Source organism: Mycobacterium rhizamassiliense, from assembly GCF_900157375.1.
In the GTDB taxonomy this organism is placed as follows: Bacteria; Actinomycetota; Actinomycetes; order Mycobacteriales; family Mycobacteriaceae; genus Mycobacterium; species Mycobacterium rhizamassiliense.
Genome location: NZ_LT721901.1, coordinates 2765623 through 2786743 on the forward strand (window position 1 = coordinate 2765623; position 21121 = coordinate 2786743).

General features: G+C 63.6%; 16 protein-coding genes and 1 pseudogene. 12 read left to right on the top strand and 5 right to left on the bottom strand.

Going from position 1 to position 21121, the window contains the following annotated elements:
* Positions 1–32: 32 nt before the first annotated feature.
* Genes MRAB57_RS13655 through MRAB57_RS13665 form a run of 3 tightly spaced genes read left to right on the top strand, consistent with a single transcriptional unit; the run spans position 33 to position 3357 of the window.
* A complete protein-coding gene (locus tag MRAB57_RS13655) occupies positions 33–878 on the top strand; it encodes a fumarylacetoacetate hydrolase family protein (RefSeq protein WP_077087941.1) in 846 nt (281 codons plus the stop codon).
* Complete coding sequence (locus tag MRAB57_RS13660) at positions 875–2512, top strand: AMP-binding protein (protein WP_077079479.1); 1638 nt, start codon at positions 875–877, stop codon at positions 2510–2512. The genes MRAB57_RS13655 and MRAB57_RS13660 overlap by 4 nt, the downstream gene beginning before the upstream one ends.
* 23 nt (positions 2513–2535) lie before the next feature.
* Complete coding sequence (locus MRAB57_RS13665) at positions 2536–3357, top strand: enoyl-CoA hydratase-related protein (RefSeq protein ID WP_077082013.1); 822 nt, start codon at positions 2536–2538, stop codon at positions 3355–3357.
* Between the two features lie 432 nt (positions 3358–3789).
* On the opposite strand, the gene MRAB57_RS13670 is transcribed toward MRAB57_RS13665, so the two are convergent.
* From MRAB57_RS13670 to MRAB57_RS13680, 3 genes are all read right to left on the bottom strand, one after another.
* Positions 3790–4407 carry a TetR/AcrR family transcriptional regulator gene (locus tag MRAB57_RS13670; RefSeq protein WP_077079480.1) on the bottom strand — a complete coding sequence of 206 codons (618 nt, stop codon included), beginning with the start codon at positions 4405–4407 and terminating at the stop codon, positions 3790–3792.
* Positions 4408–4522: 115 nt separating this feature from the next.
* Positions 4523–4909 carry a fumarylacetoacetate hydrolase family protein gene (locus MRAB57_RS29620; RefSeq protein WP_083743401.1) on the bottom strand — a complete coding sequence of 129 codons (387 nt, stop codon included), beginning with the start codon at positions 4907–4909 and terminating at the stop codon, positions 4523–4525.
* A gap of 453 nt (positions 4910–5362) precedes the next feature.
* Positions 5363–8839, bottom strand: coding sequence for an indolepyruvate ferredoxin oxidoreductase family protein (locus tag MRAB57_RS13680; RefSeq protein ID WP_077087942.1), 3477 nt, complete (start codon positions 8837–8839; stop codon positions 5363–5365).
* A 157-nt stretch (positions 8840–8996) separates the two neighbouring features.
* Between MRAB57_RS13680 and MRAB57_RS13685 the strand changes: the two genes are divergently transcribed.
* Positions 8997–9566, top strand: a complete 570-nt coding sequence (locus MRAB57_RS13685; RefSeq protein WP_083743615.1) for an Lrp/AsnC family transcriptional regulator — start codon at positions 8997–8999, stop codon at positions 9564–9566.
* Positions 9567–9802: 236 nt separating this feature from the next.
* A pseudogene (locus MRAB57_RS13690) lies at positions 9803–11165 on the top strand (IS1634 family transposase).
* A 248-nt stretch (positions 11166–11413) separates the two neighbouring features.
* Here the strand turns inward: MRAB57_RS13690 and MRAB57_RS13695 are convergent.
* The gene (locus MRAB57_RS13695) at positions 11414–11956 is read right to left on the bottom strand and encodes a MarR family winged helix-turn-helix transcriptional regulator (RefSeq protein ID WP_245835914.1); all 543 of its coding nucleotides are present in this window, start codon (positions 11954–11956) and stop codon (positions 11414–11416) included.
* A 253-nt stretch (positions 11957–12209) separates the two neighbouring features.
* The gene (locus MRAB57_RS29400; protein WP_281253325.1) at positions 12210–12335 is read right to left on the bottom strand and encodes a hypothetical protein; all 126 of its coding nucleotides are present in this window, start codon (positions 12333–12335) and stop codon (positions 12210–12212) included.
* A 940-nt stretch (positions 12336–13275) separates the two neighbouring features.
* On the opposite strand from MRAB57_RS29400, the gene MRAB57_RS13700 reads away from it, so the two are divergent.
* From MRAB57_RS13700 to MRAB57_RS13730, 7 genes are all read left to right on the top strand, one after another.
* Positions 13276–14037 (top strand): MlaE family ABC transporter permease, encoded by a 762-nt coding sequence (locus tag MRAB57_RS13700; RefSeq protein WP_425436453.1) that lies wholly within the window; start codon positions 13276–13278, stop codon positions 14035–14037.
* Positions 14038–14075: 38 nt separating this feature from the next.
* On the top strand, positions 14076–14894 hold the full coding sequence (locus MRAB57_RS13705; protein ID WP_173814024.1) for an ABC transporter permease: 819 nt from the start codon (positions 14076–14078) through the stop codon (positions 14892–14894).
* Between the two features lie 93 nt (positions 14895–14987).
* The gene (locus MRAB57_RS13710) at positions 14988–16367 is read left to right on the top strand and encodes an MCE family protein (RefSeq protein ID WP_077087944.1); all 1380 of its coding nucleotides are present in this window, start codon (positions 14988–14990) and stop codon (positions 16365–16367) included.
* Complete coding sequence (locus MRAB57_RS13715; RefSeq protein ID WP_077079487.1) at positions 16364–17392, top strand: virulence factor Mce family protein; 1029 nt, start codon at positions 16364–16366, stop codon at positions 17390–17392. The genes MRAB57_RS13710 and MRAB57_RS13715 overlap by 4 nt, the downstream gene beginning before the upstream one ends.
* Entirely contained in the window at positions 17389–18660 is a 1272-nt protein-coding gene (locus MRAB57_RS13720; RefSeq protein WP_077082014.1) for an MCE family protein, read from the top strand. Before MRAB57_RS13715 ends, MRAB57_RS13720 begins: the two co-directional genes overlap by 4 nt.
* On the top strand, positions 18660–19979 hold the full coding sequence (locus tag MRAB57_RS13725; RefSeq protein ID WP_077087945.1) for an MCE family protein: 1320 nt from the start codon (positions 18660–18662) through the stop codon (positions 19977–19979). Before MRAB57_RS13720 ends, MRAB57_RS13725 begins: the two co-directional genes overlap by 1 nt.
* Entirely contained in the window at positions 19979–21121 is a 1143-nt protein-coding gene (locus MRAB57_RS13730; protein WP_077079489.1) for a virulence factor Mce family protein, read from the top strand. The genes MRAB57_RS13725 and MRAB57_RS13730 overlap by 1 nt, the downstream gene beginning before the upstream one ends.

Genomic DNA, 21121 nt, shown 5'->3' on the forward strand with positions numbered 1-21121 from the left:
GATCGGCCAATCGGCCGCGGAGGTGAATCCTGGTGCGTGTAGCCAATGTTGGTGGCCGGTTGACGTTGGTCGTCGAGGGCGCTGGCATCGACGTCCAGAAGGCCAGCAACGGTCGTTTTTCGGCCGATCCGGCGGCCATCTACGATCGGTGGACGGAGTTTCGGCGCTGGGCCTCCTCAGGGGTCGATTTTCCCGCCGACCCGATCGACGAGCAGAGCCTCGGAGCGCCGTCACCAAGGCCGCGCCAAGTGTTCTCCATCGGAGCCAACTATCCCGACCACGCCGCAGAGGCCGATTTCACCCTGCCCGAGGTGATGGAGGTCTTCTCGAAGTTCCCCTCCTCGATCACCGGGCCGAACGCCGACGTCCCGCTGCCCAAGGACACGGTGGACTGGGAAGCCGAACTCGTCGTCGTCATCGGGACAGCAGCACATCGCGTGGCGAAGAAGGACGCCTGGGATCACGTCGCCGGAGTGATGGCGGGCCAGGACTATTCGGAACGCGAGCGGCAGATGGCCGCCAGCCAGTGGGGTCTGGCCAAGTCGTACCCGGCCTTCGGTCCGACCGGACCGTGGCTCGTGACGCCGGATGAATTTCCCAACCCTGACGACATCGGCATCACCTGCTGGCTCAACGGTGAGCAGGTGCAACACGCCCGCACCGCGCGGATGATCTACTCGGTACCGGACATCGTTGCCGAATTATCGCTGCACTGCACGCTTTATCCCGGCGATCTGATCTTTACCGGGACCATGGCTGGCGTCGGCTTCATCCGCAAGCCACCTCGCTACCTCGCGGTCGCAGACATCGTCGAGACCGAAGTCGAGGGTGTGGGACGACTGCGAAACACGATGGTGGCGCCCGGATTCACCCGATGAAGAACAAGGTCATCCACCGCTGGCACGACCAGGAGCAGGCGCACAGGTACCGCCAAGCCGGTATCTGGGGCGACCAAACACTCCCTGAGCTGTTCGACGAGCAGGTGGCCCGCGACCCGGATCGAATGGCGCTGATCGACGACCATGTGCGCTGGACCTACGCAGAGCTCGCGGATCTGACCCGGCGGGCGGCCAATCTGCTCCTGCACCTCGGCGTAAAACCGGGTGACCCGGTTGCTGTGCAGCTACCGACCTGCGGCCTGCTACCCCTGGTCCACCTGGCGGCCAATCGCATCGGCGCTTACATCGTGGCCATGCCCACCCGATGGCGCCGCGCGGAGGTCGGCGCACTGCTCGACACGATTAGTGCGCAGGTATTAATCGGTGTGGAATCCGATAGGGATATCGACGTCCGGGCGCTGCACGACGACGTGCGGGCGACGCTCCCGGATCTGTGCGAGGTGCTCTACGCCCGGACGGGAGCCGCCGACGGGTTCGAAGCGCTGATCCGCGCCACCGAACCGCTGGACGCAGCCACCGCGCACCGACTGCGTGCCGATCCCGATGAGCCGGCGCACGTCATGTGCTCGTCGGGTACCACCGGCGTGCCGAAGGCGTCGCTCTGGAGCGGCAACGACATGATCACGCTGTTGGTCCACCAGACCGCCCAGGCGTTGGGGCTTACCCGCGAGGACGTGGCAGCCGCGATCGCACCGGCCGGGCAGGGATCCACCGGTTACATCTTTGCGATCCTGATGCCGCTCCTGATCGGTGCGACAAGCGCGATGCTCGAGCACTGGCGCCCGCAGCCGGCGCTGGAACTGATCACGCGCGAGCGGTGCACCTTCGCAACCGCGATACCGACCCAGATGGTCATGATGCTCGACCTCGATCTGGAGTCGGCCGACCTCTCGGCATTCACCCGATTCAACAACGCCGGTGCACCTCTGCCGCCCCGCGTCGCCGAGGAGGTCGAACGACGGATGGGGTGCAAAGTCCACAACGTCTACGGAACCACCGACGGCGGTGTGCCGACCATGACAACCCTCGACGATCCCGAGTGGGCCCGGTGGACCACCGTCGGCCGGGTCTGCGAGGGTGAGGAAGTCCAGTTGCGGGCGCCCGACGGCGCCGTGGTGGCTCAGGGCCAGACCGGTGAGGTGTTCTGGCGCGGCGCCAACAACACCTATGGATATTTGAACCAGCCGGATTACGACCTGGCCAACTGGGATGCCGAGGGCTGGTACCGCTCCGGAGATCTCGGCGAGTTCGACGATGCCGGATATCTCAGAATCGTTGGGCGGGCCAAGGACATGATCCTGCGCGGGGGCATGAACATCTTTCCCTTCGAGGTGGAAACGGTTCTGATCAAGCACCATGCAGTGGCGGCGGTGGCGATTGTCCCCGTGCCCGACGCGCGACTAGGCGAACGCGCTTGTGCTGTCGTGGTCGCCAGCGGCCAACCGCCCACTCTGTCGGATCTCACCGAGTTCCTCGACCACCACGGTCTGGCGAAATTCAAGTTCCCCGAACACCTGCTGATCGTCGACGAACTTCCCATCAATCCCGGCGGGAAGGTCGACAAGAACCGCCTGCAGGCGTTGGCCGCCGACTGTGTACTGCCCTCCTACTGATCCGCGACCGAAAGGCAATGCCGATGCCCGATTACGACGACATCACCTACTCGGTGGAAAACGCCACCGCCGTCATCACCATCAATCGACCCGAGCGTTACAACGCTTTTCGTGGCCAGACGGTCGAGGAACTGATCAAAGCCTTTCGTTCGGCCTGGGCCGACACCGCCGTGCGCGCAGTCATCCTGACCGGCGCCGGTGGCAAGGCGTTCTGCGCAGGTGGTGACGTCAAGCAGCGTGCGGAGACCGGTGATTACGGCCCTACCGAGAGTGGACTGTTCGAAATCGGCTACCTGCACAAGCTGATTCGCGACATCCCCAAACCGGTGATCGCCGCCGTGAACGGGGCCGCAATCGGAGGCGGTCACGTACTGCATGTCTTGTGTGATCTCAGCATCGCGTCCTGCAACGCCACGTTCGGTCAAGCGGGGCCGCGGGTGGGGTCGTTCGACGCGGGTTTCGGCTCGGCCTTCCTCGCACGGGTGGTCGGCGAGAAGCGGGCTCGCGAGATCTGGTTTTTGTGCCGGCAGTACGACGCCGAAACCGCCGAGCGTTGGGGTCTGGTCAACGCGGTGGTCCCAGCCGATCGGCTGCTCGAGGAGGCCAAGTCCTGGGCGGCCGAGATCGCCGCGCTAAGCCCCACGGCCATCCGCTTCCTCAAGCAGTCGTTCAACGCCGACACCGATCATCAGGCGGGGCTGAGCAACCTTGGGCTGTCCGCGGTCGACCTCTTCTACGAGTCGCCCGAAGGGCAGGAAGGTGCCCGGGCGTTCGCCGAGAAACGCACGCCGGACTTCGCGGCGTACGCCACGAAGGCGCCGGTCGGCGTCGACGCTCGATGTTGAGGGGGCGACCCGTCGCGGTGGCAGACATGGCAACGGTGACCCGAGCTGCGCGCGGCGCGCGGGACTGGTGGCGCACTTCACCGCCGCACAGTCCTCGGAATGTGGGCGGAGTTGACATAAACGTCGGTTCTTGTCAATTCCCGTCCTGAAGTGGATAAATGCGCGTGTCATCGCGATCCATCCGGGCGACGGGCAACATCCCTACTTGACGACGACACGGCCGTCAAGCACCTGTGTCAAGGTGTGGACAGGCAACCACAAGGTCGTTGCGGTTACCGGGCCAGCAGCGCCCCGCGACAACGACCTGGTGGGCTTGGGCGCAGATGAATTCGCGATGCTTGCCGACCAGATCGTCGCAAACCCGATGCTGAACGGGAAACGATACGACTTGACGGTGCGCTGCGGATGGCGCCCCGCTAACCGCGCTAAAGGTCAGCTGGCCTTCGCGCGTGGCCTCCGCTTGGCTCGCTGTGTGGTCGCGCCCGGCGGCGCGACGCGAAACAACGACGTGATCATGGCGGGCACTCCGTCGGAGCGGCCACCGGGCAGGAACAGCATCGACATGACGCAGCGCAAGAACAGCTCACCGAGCTGGCGCTTCGTTAACATCTCACTGAGTACCAGCGGTGATTCGTCGGCGGCCGGACCCAACGCCGCGGTGACCGCGTCGACGAGTTTCGGAAATGTCTCGCGAATGAACCGCAACGTGAAATCGGGTGCTACATCGAGCATCCTGACGAAATCCCCGCCGGCGGCGCGATTGGCGATGATGGTGTCCAACACCACTTGGACACGGACCGCAGGGTCGGGGTTGGTCTCGATCGCAGCTGCGAACGCGCCGGCGATCCCGTCTTCGAAATGCCGGCAAAGCGTGGCCAATACATCGTCTTTGCTGGTGAAGTAGCGGTAGAAGGTGCCGCGGGCGACGCCAGAGGATTCGCAGATGTCACTCACCGAAAGCTTGTGTGTCCCTTGTCGGGTGATCGCCTCCATCGTGCCAGCGACGATTTTATCGACGGTCTTGTCCGATCGCTGATCACTTCCGGCCATGTGTCATTTCACCTCGTTAGCAAGCCACTCAGCCACGGACTGGCGCAGCCATGCGTCTTTTCGTGACTGACTGGGACAGCCTGATCACTTGGTGTCCTACTTGTCCAATTATGGATTATGCCGCCTCACTATCTGGGACCGGCGCGTCCCGATGTGAGCAAACCCACATTGACGGCGTGACCTGCCCCACTTGTGCGGGCAGGATTGGCGGCTTCAGGTGCTCCCAACGGTATTGCGGAATATCCCGATACGCTCGATTTCCGTCTCGACGGCATCTCGAGGTTGCAGGAATCGACTGTCTCAAGGCTATTACGGCGGTCGTCCCGCTGAAGAGCAGGTCACCGCAACGCAACTCGATGCCCTCATTGACGTAGCTGATCAGTTCGGGCGTAGGCCATGCCATCGCCCCGGTGTTGTCGTGCTGGCGCTGTTCACCGGTGACCCGCAACAAAGTGTCGACTTCTGGCTGGCGGGAGGCGTTCAGCTCGGCCGGTGTGACGATCTACGGCCCGACCGATGTGGTGCGGTCCAGAGATTTCATGCTGTATAGGTCAAGCCCGCCGAGCCCTTTGGTGTAGCGGCCCAGCTGTCGATGTCGCCGTCGATGCGGCGCACGGTGTCGGGTGTCGGGGTCGATGAGTCCCCAGAACCACGCGTCGCCACCATCGCCGAATCTGCCGATTCGCGTCTAAGCCTTCCGGTCAAAGCGCGGGCCGAATATTTGCGCAGCGTTGTTCCTGATGACCTCCGATATCGTAGGTGGCCCAAAGTCGTTCGCGCGTAGGTAGTTCGTGGTGTCGGGGGAGCTTTCAAGCGACAGCAGCACCCGATAGTCAGTGCCGAGCAGGATCCGGTCCGCGCTGAGGGCTTCGATGGCGCGGCGCTATGTGGCCACTGGACTATCGCCGATAGGCCCCGGCCGGGGTTTCTGGGTAGCTCGACTACCCGGGCGGCTTCACAGTGACAGCGCCGAGGTATCGACTCCCAGTTGAGTCAGCCGGGTGACGTAGCGCCCGACGTTTTCCATCTTTACTTCCTCGTAGCCGCGAACCAGGTCGGGTGCTGAGGCCACCGCGACTGCGCGGTCGTAGGAATCCGCGGTAAGCGACGACAAGAGTTCGAGGATGGTGGACTCGTAATGCGCGGCGAGCCGACGCTCCAGGCGCCGTATGCGCGTGTGACCAAACGGGTCGAGAACCGTGCCGCGGAGGGACTTGCCCTTCGCCATCAGCCGCAACGTGAAGTGTGTGCGGGGCCCCATGCTGATCTTCTTGCGGCGCCCGAGTGCCTTGAGCAGCGGCGGATGCAGCTTGTAGGTGAGCTTTTCCCCGCCGGGGACCTGACGTTGGACGAATTGCCGGAAGTCAGAGTCGGTGAGCATTCGCGCCACCTCGTACTCGTCCTTGTAGGCGAGAAGCTTGAAGAAGTACGTGACCACGGCCTCGGAGAGTTCGGTGCGATCGATGATGCCGCGTTCCCGTTCCCACACCTGTTCTACCACGTTGACCAACCGCGCCGCGGTGCGATTGCCTTGGTAGGCAACAAGGTCCGCGGTGCGGCGTGCCAGTGTGTCGCGGGTCGTGCCCAGCACCGTGCAAGAGTCGAGCAGGTGGCTGGGTGTCTTGACGTTTCGACGGGGTGGCCGTCCCGGCGGCGCGGTGGCGCTCTGAAAGGCTTCGGGGCTCTCCACCGCGACGCGTCCCCACCGGAACGCGGTCTGATTGGCCTGCACGGCGACGCCATTGATGGCGATCGCCTCTTCGATCGCTTTGGCGCTAATGGGGATCGCGCCGAGCTGATAGGCAGCGCCGACGAGCAGGAAGTTGGCCGGTGTCGTGCTGCCGAACAGGCGCTCGGCGGCGCCGAGCGCGTCGAACGAAATCAGCGAACGGGTGTGCAGATCGAGCCGGGACAACAGGGCGTCGGTGGCCGGATAGTCTAGGGCACTGTTGTAAACCATGTCGCCGGTTGGGGTCTGACTGGTCGAGGCGACCGCGATCGTGCGGTCCGGGCTGCCGTAGCCGACATTGTTTGCGTCGACGGCGGTGAGAAGGTCAAACGCGAGAACGCAGTCGGCCGATGCCGGGCTGATGCGGTTGGACGACGCGGCGGCTTCGTTGCTCAGCCGCAGGTGCGATGTCACCGGACCCGCCTTCTGGCTTAGGCCGGTCTGGTCGAGTCCTTCGACGTGTAATCCGTTGCGCAGAGCGGCCATCGCAAGCACTTGGTTGACGGTCACAATCCCGGTCCCGCCGATGCCGGCGAGAAAGATGTTGTAGACACCGGTGACGTTGATTCGCTTCGGATCGCCGACCGTCGCCGGCGATAAAGCCTGCGGTGGCGCCGTTGCGGCGCGTGATTGCGGAAGTTCCACTGTGACGAACGACGGGCAGTTTCCGTCCAGGCATGAGTAGTCCGTGTTGCAAGTACTCTGGTCGATCTGCGTTTTTCGCCCCAGCTCCGTCTCGATCGGTTGCACCGAAAGGCAATTGCTTTTCACGCCGCAGTCGCCGCAGCCCTCGCAGACCGCCTCGTTGATCACGACGCGGGTCCTGCGCTCGGGCAACGTGCCGCGCTTGCGTTTGCGGCGGGCGTCGGCCGCGCACTGCTGGTCGTAGATCAGCGCGGTGACCCCCGTGGTGTCCCGCAGGAGTCGCTGCGCCTCGTCGAGGCGATCACGGTCCCAGACCAGAACGCCTTTGGCGAACAATGACCCCTTGTGCCGCTTGGGCTCATCGGCGCAAACGATCACCTTGGTGACACCGTCGGCGACGAGTTTGTGTGTCAGCTCGGGCACAGTCAGTCCACCCTCGACCTCTTGTGCGCCGGTCATCGCGACCGCGGAGTTGTACAGGATCTTGTAGGTGATATTGACTCCCGCGGCCACGCAGGCTTGCACCGCCAGCTGGCCGGAGTGGAAATACGTTCCGTCGCCGACATTTTGGAAGATATGCTCGATATCGGTGAAAGGGGACTGGCCGATCCACTGCGCGCCCTCGCCGCCCATCTGAGTGAGCCCGGTGACCTGGGAGTCGGTGCGCGAAGACATCGTCACCAGGGTGTGACACCCGATACCGCCGCCGGCCAACGAGCCTTCCAGGACAGCCGTGGAGCGGTTGTGCGGACAGCCCGAGCAAAAGTAGGCGGTGCGCTCGGTGGGCAGCACGGTCAACTCGAGGCTCGGCGGTGGCGGAGCGGCCAGGGCCACTCGTCCCTCGAGAAGCGTGCGTAGCGGGCCGGTCAAACGGGCGGCACTCAATTGCCCGTTCGGCGGAATCAGGGTGCGTCCGTCGGGGCCGCGTTTACCCAGAACCTGCGGTGCATCGCTGCGCCCATACAGGATGTCCTTGACCTGGAGTTCGACGAACGCGGTCTTGTCTTCGACGACGAGCACCTGCTCCACGCCACGGGCCAGACGGCGTACTTTCTCGGCGCCCAGCGGGTAGGGCATGCCGACACGCAGGATCCGAATTCCGTTGCGCGCGAGGACGTCTTCAGTCAGGTCAAGGGCGGAAAGGGCTTCGCGGACTGAGTCGTACGCCGTGCCAACGGCCACGATTCCGAGCCACGCATGAGCCGGATCCACCTCGATGGTGTCGATCTCGTTGGCGGCGTTGAAGGCCTCGACCATCGCCCATCGGGGGCCGTATAGATCGGCCTCGGCCAGCACACTGTCCGGTGGTGCGGCAGGTATGCGCTGCCGATACGACCAGGGCCGGCCCTCCCACTCGATCGATGGAACCGTGATGTCGAAGTCGGTGAAATCTCTGTCCAGAGTCCACACACCGTCGGCCACGTCGGCCACGATCTTCAGCGCGGGCCAGCATCCCGATGCGCGGGACAACGCGACGCCGTAGAGGCCGAATGCGACGATCTCTTCGGCATTGCGAGGAAAGAAGATCGGCATGGACAGTGCCGCCAGCGAGCGCTCACTCGATGCGGGGACGCTGGAAGATTTCGCGGCCGGGTCATCACCGACCAGGGCTAGCGCCCCGCCGCCCAGGTTCGCGCCGTACATGGCAGCGTGGCGCAGCGCATCGCTGGCACGGTCTAGGCCGGGGCCCTTGCCGTACCAGACGCCCACGACGCCGTCGTAGGAGCGGGTACCGGTGGGCAGTTCGAGCTGGCTTCCCCACACCGATGTGGCGGCGAGCTCTTCATTCACACCGGGGACCAGGCGCACGTCGTGTTCCAACGCCAGTTCAGGCAGGCTCGCCAGCAATTGGTCCAGCCCGGCTAGTGGGCTGCCCTGGTAACCCGAGACAAAAGTGGCAACCCGCCGACCCGCGCGGGCATCGCGTTCGTGTTGCTCTGCCAACTGCCGTGCTATGGCCTGGACACCGGTAAGTAACACGGGACCGGAGCGCGGGCGATACCGGGCAGCGAGGGTCGAGTCGATGACCACCGACTCGACGGCCTGGGTTGTCGTCATGGCGTTTCACCGTCCAATGGTTCGGTTGTCACCACCCGGTAGGTGACTCGGATGTACCATTAACTTTGGCTCTGATAGCGAATCAGGTCAACTAATGTTCTAGTAACTATCCAGAATGGTCAGCCAGTGGCATTCGTCACGTTTCGGGGTGAGTGAATTGGTCAGCATCGATCGACTTGATGCCGAATTGCTCGAGATGCTTACTAGCGATGCGCGCGCCGGCGTGGTGGAGCTGGCATCGAAGCTAGGGATCTCCCGCAACACCGTGCAGTCGCGGCTCAAGCGGATGGAAGAGGGCGGTTTGCTCTCCGGTTATCGACCCGAACTCGATCTGGCCCGGGCGGGGATATCTACCCAGGCATTCATTGGCCTCGAAATCCAGCAAGGTCAACTCGCGTCGATCGTCGCGGCTCTCGCCGCCATGCCTCACGTGCTAGAGGTCCACGCCACGACCGGTCGCGAAGACTTCCTGGTCCGCGTCGCGACGCAGACACAGGCCGAGTTGCAGGAGCTCATTGAGCAGATCCTGTTGATACCAGGGGTAGTTCACTCCACAACGACGTTGGCGTTGACCACGCCATTGCCCTACCGGACGGTGCCGCTGCTCAAAGACGTCACAAAGGGCTCGGGTTGGGGACGCTCGACTCCTGCACAGAGGGGACCTAACTCCACGTCGACCGGCGGACGCGCGCACCGACGGCAGCGTAGCCAACGGACGACTGGCTAAGGAACGGGGTGCCGACCGTCGACGCTGACATCGAACATCGCTGCGTTGCAGACATTGTCGCTAAACCCCTCTTTGGCTTTTAACCCCAGACTTACCGCAAACAGCAACCCATCCCAGCTCTACCCTGACTTTTATCACTGTTGCGGGTCTGGCGATCCGCTAGTGCGCTGACCTGTGAGTTTGTCGTTTGCCTGGTGCGGATTTGTGCACTAGCGGGGGCTCGTAGGGTGCGGGTGGTGGCTTACGTGCGCACCGTGAAGACGTCCTCGGGGGCCACGGCGGTGCAGATCGTGTGGTCGACCGCCGATCACCTCTTCGAAGGCCGCTCAGCTGTGGGACGCACTGTGCGCGACCTATGAAATCCTGGGCTTCGAGCAGGCCGCTGAGGGCGACGAAGTGTTCCGTCAGCTGGTGCTCGCACGGATCATCGAGCCCACGAGCAAGGCCGATTCCCTGCGGGTCATCGAGGAAACCGGCGTGGCACCCGTGTCATATCCGACGCTCAACCGTCGCCTGCCGATATTCGCCAAACCGGCTTTCCGGCAAGTGCTTTCGGCTGCATGTGCTACCCATGCGCAGTTGGGACCGGCCAGCCTGGTGCTCTACGACGTCACCACACTGCACTTCGAGACCGACGCCGGCGACGGGTTCCGTGAGCCCGGGTTCTCGAAAGAGAGGCGGCTAGACCCGCAGATCACCCTGGGCTTGTTGACCGATGCGGCCGGGTTCCCGTTGACGGTGGCCGCCTTTGAGGGCAATAAGGCTGAGACCGCCACCATGGTGCCGGTCATCAACGCCTTCAAGGCTGCGCATCAGCTCACCGACGTCACGGTGGTCGCCGATGCCGGGATGATTTCTGAAGCCAACCAGGTGGCCCTGCAAGCCGCGGGTTTGTCGTTCATCCTCGGTGCCCGCATCCCGTATCTGCCTGGCGTAGTGCGCGAGTGGCGCGACAAACACCCTGACGAAGCTGTTCCCGATGGGTTGGTATTGACCCAGCCCTGGCCATCGACGTCGGCGGAGAAGGCCCGCGGGATCCCAGACCGGGTCATCCATTACCAGTACCGCCACGACCGGGCCCGACGCACGCTGCGCGGGATCGACGAACAAGTGGCCAAGGCCGAGCGCGCCGTGGACGGGCATGCCCCGGTCAAACGCAACCGCTACATCCAGCTCTCGGGAGCGACCAAATCGGTCAATCGCACCTTGGAGGCTAAGACCAGGGCTTTGGCCGGCTGGAAGGGATATACCACCAACCTCACCAGCGAGCCTGCGCAGTTCGTCATCGATGCCTACCACCAGCTGTGGCGCATCGAAAAGGCCTTCCGAATGTCCAAGCACGATCTGCAGGCCCGCCCGATCTACCACCGCACCCGCGACTCCATCGAAGCCCACTTGAGCGTGGTGTTCGCGGCCATGGCCGTATCGCACTGGATCGAGCACCAAACCGGTTGGAGCATCAAGAAATTCATCCGATCTGCTCGGCGCTACCGCACCGTCACCATCCAAGCCGGCAACCACACCCTGACCGCCGCCGAGGCCCCACCGGCCGACCTAGCCAAAGCTCTCGCGAAGATCCACGGCCTACGTACGCACTAGTTTGATAAAAGTCAGGTCACAAAGGGCTCGGGTTGGGGACGCTCGACTCCTGCACAGAGGGGACCTAACTCCACGTCGACCGGCGGACGCGCGCACCGACGGCAGCGTAGCCAACGGACGACTGGCTAAGGAACGGGGTGCCGACCGTCGACGCTGACATCGAACATCGCTGCGTTGCAGACATTGTCGCTAAACCCCTCTTTGGCTTTTAACCCCAGACTTACCGCAAACAGCAACCCATCCCAGCTCTACCACGCAACCTGGTCTTTACGTCGATTGGGGCGCGCCCGACCGCGAAACAGAAGCAAATCGGCACCATCGGTGGTGGACGGGCTGTTCTGCTCGATCGACTCAAGGAAACGCTCGAGCAGGGATTCCAGTTGAGCTTTCTGCTTGGGGGTCAGGCCATCCATCAGCTTGTGTAAGTATGCCCAGTGACGGGGTAGGAATTTGCGCAGAAAGGCGCGCCCTTTCGTGGCGATCTGAATGAGAAACGAGCGACGGTCATTCGGGTTGGAGATGCGTTCGACGTAACCGCGCCGGGCCAACCCGTCGACGACACCGGTGAGATTGGCTGGGCGAACCGACACTGCCTGACCCAGTGCGCCCATAGTCACGGGTTCGGGTGCGCGGTCCAGCACGGTCAAGATATTGAGCTGGACGGTGTTGAGTCCATGCGGCTGGAGCTCGATGGCGTGTGCACGCTCGAAGGCCGTCGCGGTGCGAAACATCGCCAGAGTCAGGCCGAGGACAGTGGTATCGAAGTCGGGGCCTTCGTGGTTGGCCGCCAAGGCGACCTGCTCGGTGATCGACTGCGGCCGACCTGGTCGTAGCGGCATTAGCTTGCCTCCGGGATGCGGGGGTGGATAACCGTGAGCGTGTACATTATCGAACCAAAACTATCGGCAACTGGTTAGGCAGAGGTTGTCCGGGTGGTGTCAACTGAGCCAAACAGGTGGTCCCTACCCCCTGGCCAAACAGGTGGTCCCATCATCCTGGCAAATGACACCCGGCCTGTCGGCGGTCGACCTCTTGTACGGAAATTCAAGAAGAAACCAGAGCCTTCGCCCAGAAGCGCAATCCCAACTTCGCTGTGCGCGGGAAGCGCAGCACCGCCACCAGCCCGCCCAGGATCGGTGCCAGGCGCTTACCTGCGGTCATGCCGAGCATCGCCCAACAGAACACCAGCGCCGCAACAACTTTCGGTCCGTACGTCGTGCGGTCGGGGGACTCGTTCGGCCGCGTGACGGCAGCGCCGCCTTGAGCGCTTTGCGTGCATGGTTCGACGTCAACCGGTGGTAGTTACACAACTCGTCGAGGATCTGGCCCATGCCGGCATGATCCGCCCGCTTGTAGCGGGTCGCGATCGTCTTCGTCACAGCCTTGCGCTCGGCCAACGTTAACCCCATCGACTGGGCCTACCGAGGCCGCGCTCACGAGCCGGGAAGGCGCGCCCTACGCGCGCATTCTCAGCTGAGGCAACGAAGAGGACTACGCGCGCATTTTTCGCGAGTCAACGCGGACCCTTGACCTAACTATTGTTATAAAATTAAAGTATCTTCGATGACATTCCACGAAACTGCGATGCTCCCGCTTCTAGCACGCTGCAGAGGATTAGCGCGGCCGCGATCGACCACGGGGCTGGGGTAAGGCCCTCCGCGGCGTAGCTCACCGCTATGCGGCATCGTTTGTGGCCCGATTGTATTGGCCATCTATCGGCGTTCCAGCAACTTCAAGGGAGGACAGCGAGATGGGGCAGCGACGTGAGCGTGGCCGCGGCACGGCGAAACGGCCGGCCGTGTGACAACCTCGGTCGGGTCGACGCCGTTTGATTCGCGCATTCCGGTCCCCGGCCCATGGGCAGCGGCCGGGCGTTTGCCCCCCAGCGAACGATTAACACGAACAGGATGCCCGTGCACTGCCACCCGTCCAGCCCCATCAGGTGACACTCGCTGCCGACGCTGGGCCCGTGCCGTTTGCAGTGGCCAGCATCAATGGGCGGACCCAACGCGGGAGTTCTGCGAGGCAACTGGCGCACTGGGCCGGGACGAAAATCCCGGCTGTATGCGGCCTCGCCAGGCGAACCGCACTGAAAAAGGCGGCGTTGATCTTGCAGACTAATGTCGCCAGACCCCTTCGCTCCCTAGGCGATTTTTTTGCGCTGGCGCTAGATACTTTGCTGCAGATGCCGCGGCGACCGTTCGCTGGGCGCGAGCTTGTCCTGCAGAGCTGGTTTGTAGCCAGGGTGTCGCTCGCGCCGACGGTGATGCTGTCGATCCCGTTCACAGTGCTCACCGTGTTCACGCTCAACATCCTGCTCGTTGAGTTCGGCGCCGGCGATTTCTCCGGCAGCGGCGCCGCACTTGGCACGGTCACGCAGATCGGCCCGATCGTGACGGTGTTGGTAGTTGCCGGCGCCGGCGCGACATCGATGTGCGCCGACCTCGGTGCTCGCACCATCCGCGAAGAACTCGACGCGCTGAGGGTGCTCGGGATCAACCCGGTCCAGGCGCTGGTGGTGCCCCGGGTGCTCGCTGCAACCTTTGTCTCGTTGCTGTTGTCGGGTGTGGTGATCCTGACCGGCCTCATCGGTGGCTTTGCCTTCTCGGTCTTTGTCCAACACGTGACACCGGGGGCCTTCGCGGCGGGGCTGACACTGCTCACCGGTGCGCCGGAGCTGGTGATCGCGTTGATCAAGGCCGGGCTTTTCGGTCTGACCGCCAGCCTGATCGCCTGTTACAAGGGCATCTCGGTCGGGGGTGGCGCCGCTGCGGTCGGCAACGCGGTGAACGAAACGGTCGTCTTCTCTTTCATGTCGCTCTTCGTCATCGACGTCATCGTCACCGCGGTTGGCGTGAAGGTCACGATTTGAGCATCCACATCGTTGCAAGTCAGCGGTTCCCGCGGGTGATGCGGCAACTGGATGGGTGGGTTAGCGGGTGGCGGCGGATGGGCGCGCAGGCGCGTTTCTACGCCCGAACGCTGCGCGCCGTCTCGGACGCCGTCACCGGGTACCAAGCAGAGACGCTGCGCATGATCGCGCAGATGGGCTTGGGCGCTGGAGCGCTGGCGGTTATCGGTGGCACGGTTGGCATCGTCGGCTTTCTGACCCTGTCGGCCGGTTCGCTTGTCGCGATCCAGGGATACAGTTCGCTCAGCGGAATCGGTGTGGAGGCTTTGACCGGTTTCGTGTCCGCGTATCTGAATGGCCGAATTGTCACTCCGCTGACCGCGGTCATTGCCCTGTCGGCCACCATCGGCGCCGGCGCGACTGCGCAGTTGGGTGCGATGCGGATCAATGAGGAGATCGACGCGCTGGAGGTCATGGGAATCCGCTCGATCGCCTACCTGGCTTCCACCCGGGTCATCGCCGGTGTGATTGTGGTGATCCCGTTGTACTGCATCGCGCTGTGGATGTCGTTTCTGGCCGCCCGATTCGCCACAACATTTGTCTACGGCCAGTCGACCGGTGTCTACGACCACTATTTCCGCACGTTCCTTCAGGGGACCGACATCATCTGGTCGCTTTTGCAGGCGATCCTGATGGGCCTCGTAGTGATGCTGGTGCATACGTATTACGGATTCACCGCTTCGGGTGGGCCTGCCGGGGTGGGGGAGGCCGTTGGTCGGTCGGTGCGTACCTCCCTGGTTTCGGTGGTACTTGTGATTTTGTTTGCGTCGCTTGCCATTTACGGACGGACCGGCAACTTCCACTTCTCGGGGGCATAGCGGTGATCTCGTATTCTGGTTTGCTCACCCTCGTCGTTTCAACGATGAAGCAGGAGCGGTGCGGCGGTTTCACCGCTTCGCTCGGGTAGCGCCATGGAATCCCTAGACCCAGCAGATGACCGCCACCTCGGGCGGTGGACGACCACCCTTTTCGCGGTCATCATCGCGTTGATCGTCTTGGCATGCGCATTGTTCAACGGGACCTTCCGATCGTTCGTCCCGGTGACGCTGACCTCTGACCGCTCGGGGCTGGTGATGGAGCCCGGCAGCAAGGTGCGGCTGCGCGGAGTGCAGGTAGGTCAGGTCGGCTCGGTGACCGGGGGGACGGAACCGGTGAGCCTGCAGCTGGAGATAGACCCTGACCAGGTCAAAAACATCCCGGCAAACATCGGAGCTCAGATCAGGGCCTCCACCGTATTCGGCTCCAAATATGTCGATTTGATCTATCCCGACCATCCCAGCGCTACGCGCATCTCCGCCGGAGAAGTGCTCCGGTCGCGCAACGTCAGCACCGAGATCAACACCGTCTTCCAGAACCTGGTTTTCGTACTCAAGCAGATTGATCCCGCCAAACTCAACGCGACGTTGAGCGCCCTGGCCGAGGGGCTTCGCGGCGAGGGCAGCGCCATCGGGCAGGCCACCACCGACGCCAACCAGGTGCTGATGACGCTGAATCCGCGAATGAGCGCCGTGCAGCAAGACTTTCGGTCGCTGCGCGGTTTCAGCGACGCTTACGGCGCCGCCGCACAAAACATCCTCGCGACGCTGTCGGCACTGAGCACGACCAGCTCGACGATTACCAGCCAGGCATCGGCCCTTGACGCCCTGCTGCTGAACACGATCGGCTTTTCGGACGCGGGCATCAATCTGATTGGACCCAACCAAAGCAACTTCATCCGCGCGGTCAACCTGCTCGAGCCGACCACGAACCTGTTGATGAAATACAACCCCGAATACACCTGCTTGCTTCTCGGCGCCAAATGGTTCATCGACAACGGGGGCCGCGACGTGATGGGCGGCAACGGATTCTCAGGGGTTCTCGACGCCACGTTCCTGCTCGGCGACGACCTATACAACTACCCCGACAACCTGCCCATCGTTGCCGCCAAGGGAGGACCCGGCGGCAAGCCGGGCTGCGGATCGTTGCCAGACGCCAGCAAGGCCTATCCGATCCGTCAACTGATAACCAACACCGGCTGGGGCACCGGACTTGACATCCGGCCCAACCCCGGTATCGGGCATCCTTGCTGGGCCGACTACTTCCCCGTCACCCGGGCCGTCCCCGAACCGCCGAGCATCCGGCAGTGCATCCCGGGGCCGGCGCCCGGGCCGATTCCCAGTCCGGGTGCCCCGCCATATGGAGCGCCGCCGTACGCACCGGACGGGACGCCGCTGTATCCACGACCGCCTGGGGCGCCGCCGCCCGATGCACCGCCATCTGCGTCCCCTCAGATTTCGGGAACGAAACCTTGAGGGACAACTTCGCCGGCGCCGCTTGGCGGCTCGCCGTCTTCGTCGCGGTCTGCCTGATGGGCCTGTTCGCGCTGTTCGCGGTTTTTGCTCAGCTGCGCTTCGAAAAGGTCAAGACCTACAACGCAGAGTTCAGCAACGTGGGCGGCTTGCACAGCGGCGACTTCGTCCGCATCGCAGGCGTCGAGGTCGGCAAGGTCAAAAAGGTCTCCATTAAGCAAAGCGCGTACGCGGTGGTCGAGTTCTCCGCCGACGAGTCGGTGATTTTGACCGAGGGCACCAAAGCAGTGATCCGCTATGACAATCTGATCGGCGGCCGGTCCCTGGCCCTCGAGGAGGGTGCCGGCGGAGTCAAACAACTGAAACCGGGAGACACCATCCCGCTGGACAGGACGGCGCCGGCGCTGGACCTCGACGCGCTCATCGGCGGTTTCCATCCGCTGTTTCAGGCGCTGGATCCAGAACAGGTGAATGCGCTGACCGGCCAGTTGATTTCGGCGTTCCAGGGCCAGGGAGCGACGATCGGCTCATTTCTGGCGCAGACTTCGGTGCTGACAAGCACGCTGGCCGACCGCGACGAGCTCATCGGGCAAGTGATTGCCAACCTCAACATCGTGCTGGGGTCGCTTGGCGATCAAAGCGGACAGTTCGCAAAGGCCATCGATTCCGTATCGGACCTGATGAAGGGGCTCGCTGACCGAAAAACCGACATCAGCAACGGGGTGGCCTCGATCGACGCGGCGTCCGCGTCGATCGCCGACCTGCTCCAACGGGCCCGGCCGGCGCTGCAAAACACCGTCCGCCAGACGGATCGGGCGAGCGGGATCGTCGTCGCCGATCACGCCTACGTCGATGACTTCCTCAACACCCTCCCAGACGCCTACCAGCAGCTGGGTCGCCAGGGCCTCTCGGGCGACTACTTCGGCTTTTACCTGTGCGAAGTGCTGCTCAAGCTGAACGGCAAGGGTGGCCAGCCGGTGTACGTCAAGCTGGCCGGCCAGGCCACCGGAAGGTGCACACCCAGATGAAGTCCTTCGCTGAACGCAATTCCCTGATCATCGGCGCCGTCGGCTGCGTGGTGATCGCCGGCGCAGTGCTGGCGGCAACGCAGTACGACAAACTGCCGTTTTTTTCCGGCGGCAACGAATATTCGGCTTACCTGGCCGAGGCCGGGGGCCTCAGGGCCGGGGCTGCCGTGCAAGTGTTCGGCTGCCGGGTGGGCCAGGTGTCGGCCATCGAGCTTGACGGCCCGCGACTGCTGGTGAAGTTTACGGTCGCTAAGGACATCCGGCTCGGGGACCGCACCGAGGCTGCGGTCAAGACTAAAAGCGTGCTGGGCACCAAGGTTTTTGAGGTCACGCCGCGCGGCGATGGCCTGCTAGCGGGCACGATTCCTCTTGAACGGACGACACCGGCCTATCAGCTGCCTGATGCGCTCGGTGACCTGGGCACCACAATCAGCGGTTTGAACACTGACCAGCTTTCCGACTCGCTGGCCACGCTGGCGCAGGCGTTTCAGGACACCCCGCCGGAGTTGAAGACCGCGGTCCGTGGCGTCGCTCAGCTGTCCCAGACGATCGATGCGCGCGACGCGCAGCTACGCAACCTGCTGTCCAACACCAGCAAAGTGACGGCGGTGCTGGCCGCCCGCGCCGACCAGCTCGCCAGTCTGATTAAGCACACCGACGCGCTCATGGCGGAGCTGCAAACCCAAAGCAACGCACTGAACTCCTTCGCCTACCACGTCTCTGCGCTGGCCAAGCAGCTGTCTGGGTTCGTCGCCGACAACCGCGCCCAGTTACGGCCGGCGTTGGACAAGCTCAACGGCGTCCTGACAATCGTCGACAACCGAAAAGAGCGGGTGCAGAAATCGATCCAGTTGCTCAATGCCTATGCAATGTCCCTGGGTGAAGCGGTGTCGGGAGCGCCGTTCTTCAAGGCCTACATCGCTAATCTGCTGCCGGGGCAATTCGTGCAACCTTTCGTGGATGCGGCGTTCTCAGATCTTGGCCTTGATCCCAGCGTGCTGCCCCCCTCACAGCTCGTTGACCCGCCAGTGGGCCAGCCCGGGACGCCGGCGCTGCCGGTGCCGTTTCCGCGGACAGGCCAGGGCGGCGAGCCCAATCTGACACTGCCCGATGCGATTACGGGTAAGCCCGGCGATCCGCGCTATCCCTATCGGCAGCCCCTTCCGGCACCGCCGCCCGGCGGACCGCCACCGGGCCCGCCGGCGCTGGTGCCTGCGGGGCCGCCGCCGGGTCCGATCGCACCGATTCGCGGGGAGGGAGGACAGTGATGGCCCCGCGAAACGCCCGTAGTGTGTTGGCCGCCGTGTTGGTGGTGTTACTCACTGCGGGGCTGGTCACGGTTGTGCGTGAGTCCGACCGGGGTGATAAGACCACCGTCATCGGGTACTTCGAAAACAGCAACGGCATATTCGCCGGTGACGAGGTGCGAATCCTGGGTCTGCCGGTGGGCAAGATCGAGAAGATCGAACCGCACCCCCGCCACGTCAAGATCACGTTCTGGTACGACCGCAGGTACAAAGTGCCCGCCGACGCGAAGGCGGTGATCTTGTCCCCGTCCCTGGTGACTTCGCGGGCCATCCAGTTGACACCCGCGTACACGGGCGGACCCACGATGAAAAACGACGCGGTCATTCCGCAGGAGCGTACCGCCGTCCCGGTGGAATGGGACGACGTTCGCGCCCAGCTCGAAAAGCTCGTGCAGACGCTGCGACCTACCCAACCGGGTGGCGTCGCCCCGCTTGGTTCGTTCATCAACACCGCCGCCGACAACCTGCGCGGTGAGGGCGCCAACATCCGCGACACCGTGATCGAGTTGTCGCAAGCACTGTCGGTGCTTGGTGATCACAGCACCGACATCTTCAGCACTGTGAAGAATCTGGCGACCGTGGTCGCGGCCCTGCAAAACAGTTCCGGAGTGATGCGCCAGCTGAATCGCAACCTGGCATATGTGACCGGACTGCTGGCCAATGACCCGATTAAGGTGGGCGCGGCCGTTCAGGACCTCAATACTGCCGTCGGTGATGTCCAGGGTTTTGTGGCGGAAAACCGGGATGCGCTGGGTGTCACGTCGGACAAGTTGGCGTCGCTGTCCACGGCCGTTACCGACAGCCTCGATGACATCAAGCAAACCCTGCACGTCGCTCCGAATGCGCTGCAAAACCTCGTCAACATTTGGCGGCCCACCCAGGGAGCCCTGTCGGGGGCGTTGATGGTCAACAACTTCGCCAACACCATCTCCTTTCTCTGTGGTGCCGTGCAGGCGGCGTCGCGGCTAAACGCCGAACAGTCGGCCAAGCTGTGTGTGCAGTACCTGGCGCCGATTATGAAGAACCGCCAATACAACTTCCCTCCGCTCGGCGAGAACCTGTTCGTCGGCACTCGGGCCCGGCCAAACGAGGTCACTTACAGTGAAGACTGGATGCGCCCGGACTTCGTGCCCCCAGCACCGAATGCGTCGCCAGCTGGAGCGGCACCTCAAGATCAGCTACCGGCGGCGAACCCCACGCCACCGCGGCCTGCCGAGGCGGTCACAACCAATCCCTCCGCGGGGCTGTCGGGCATGATGGTGCCGCCTGGGGGGCGATGATGGCGCGCTCACGCTTGGGGCAGCAGATCATTGCGGCGGTGCTGGTGGCGGTCGCCGGCATCGGTGTGTCGGGTTGCGGCTGGCGAGGGATGAACTCGTTACCACTGCCGGGTACTGCGGGCCGCGGGCCGGGCTCCTTTGAGGTGAAAGTGCAGCTGCCCGACGTCACCAATCTCCAGCAGAACTCCCGCGTCCGAGTGGGCGATGTGACGGTCGGCAATGTCACCAAGATCGAGCGCGAGGGCTGGCATTCGCTGCTGACGATGCGAATCGACGGCAACGTCAACCTGCCGGCGAACGCCACCGCCAAAATCGGCCAGACAAGCCTGCTGGGCTCGCTGCACGTGGAATTGGCGCCGCCGACGGGTGTCCCGCCCGAAGGGCGGCTGCACAACGGCTCGCTCATCCCGCTGTCGGCCGGGAGCAGCTATCCCACGACTGAGCAGACGTTGGCGACGTTGTCGCTGGTGCTCAACGGTGGCGGGCTAGGTCAGGTTCACGACATCACCAAAACGCTGAGCGAGGCGTTCGCCGGCCGCGAGAACGATCTGAGAAGCCTGCTTCGACAGCTTGACGAGTTCATCGGCCATCTCAAAGCGCAGACTGACGACATCATTAATGCTACCGACAGCGTAAACAAGCTGGCCGGTCAGCTTGCCGAACAGAAACCAGTGCTTGACCGTTCGCTGAGCACCCTCCCCGGAGCTTTGGCAGTGCTCAGTGATGAGCGGGAAAAGCTCGCCGACGCGATCGACCGGCTCGGCAAGTTCAGTGCGTTGACCGCCGACTCGGTCAACCAGACGAAGGACGCACTGGTCCAGGAATTGACGGACCTCGCGCCAGTACTGCAGTCGCTAGCCAACGCCGGTCCGGCCCTGACCCGTTCGCTGAGCTTCTTGGGAACCTTCCCGTGGGTGAAGGAAACGATCCCCAACTGGTTCCGCGGCGAGTACGGCAACCTGTCCCTGGTGGTCGACTTGACGCTAAGCCGGCTTGACTCGGGCCTGTTCACCGGTACCCGGTGGCAGGGCAACCTGACCGAATTGGAAATGCAGTGGGGCCGCACGATTGGCCAGCAGCCCAGCCCTTACACCGCCGGCAACCCGTTGACCTTTCCCTATCGCGCGGATCAAGGGCCCTGA

Bases quoted from the DNA above. Each gene is read 5' to 3' on its own strand.
- MRAB57_RS29400 (WP_281253325.1), bottom strand. From the start codon at position 12,335: ATGCTCGGCATGACCGCAGGTAAGCGCCTGGCACCGATCCTGGGCGGG.
- MRAB57_RS13670 (WP_077079480.1), bottom strand. From the start codon at position 4,407: ATGGCCGGAAGTGATCAGCGATCGGACAAGACCGTCGATAAAATCGTC.
- MRAB57_RS13710 (WP_077087944.1), top strand. From the start codon at position 14,988: ATGGAATCCCTAGACCCAGCAGATGACCGCCACCTCGGGCGGTGGACG.
- MRAB57_RS13725 (WP_077087945.1), top strand. From the start codon at position 18,660: ATGGCCCCGCGAAACGCCCGTAGTGTGTTGGCCGCCGTGTTGGTGGTG.
- MRAB57_RS13665 (WP_077082013.1), top strand. From the start codon at position 2,536: ATGCCCGATTACGACGACATCACCTACTCGGTGGAAAACGCCACCGCC.
- MRAB57_RS13720 (WP_077082014.1), top strand. From the start codon at position 17,389: ATGAAGTCCTTCGCTGAACGCAATTCCCTGATCATCGGCGCCGTCGGC.
- MRAB57_RS13730 (WP_077079489.1), top strand. From the start codon at position 19,979: ATGGCGCGCTCACGCTTGGGGCAGCAGATCATTGCGGCGGTGCTGGTG.
- MRAB57_RS13705 (WP_173814024.1), top strand. From the start codon at position 14,076: ATGCGGCAACTGGATGGGTGGGTTAGCGGGTGGCGGCGGATGGGCGCG.
- MRAB57_RS13680 (WP_077087942.1), bottom strand. From the start codon at position 8,839: ATGACGACAACCCAGGCCGTCGAGTCGGTGGTCATCGACTCGACCCTC.
- MRAB57_RS13660 (WP_077079479.1), top strand. From the start codon at position 875: ATGAAGAACAAGGTCATCCACCGCTGGCACGACCAGGAGCAGGCGCAC.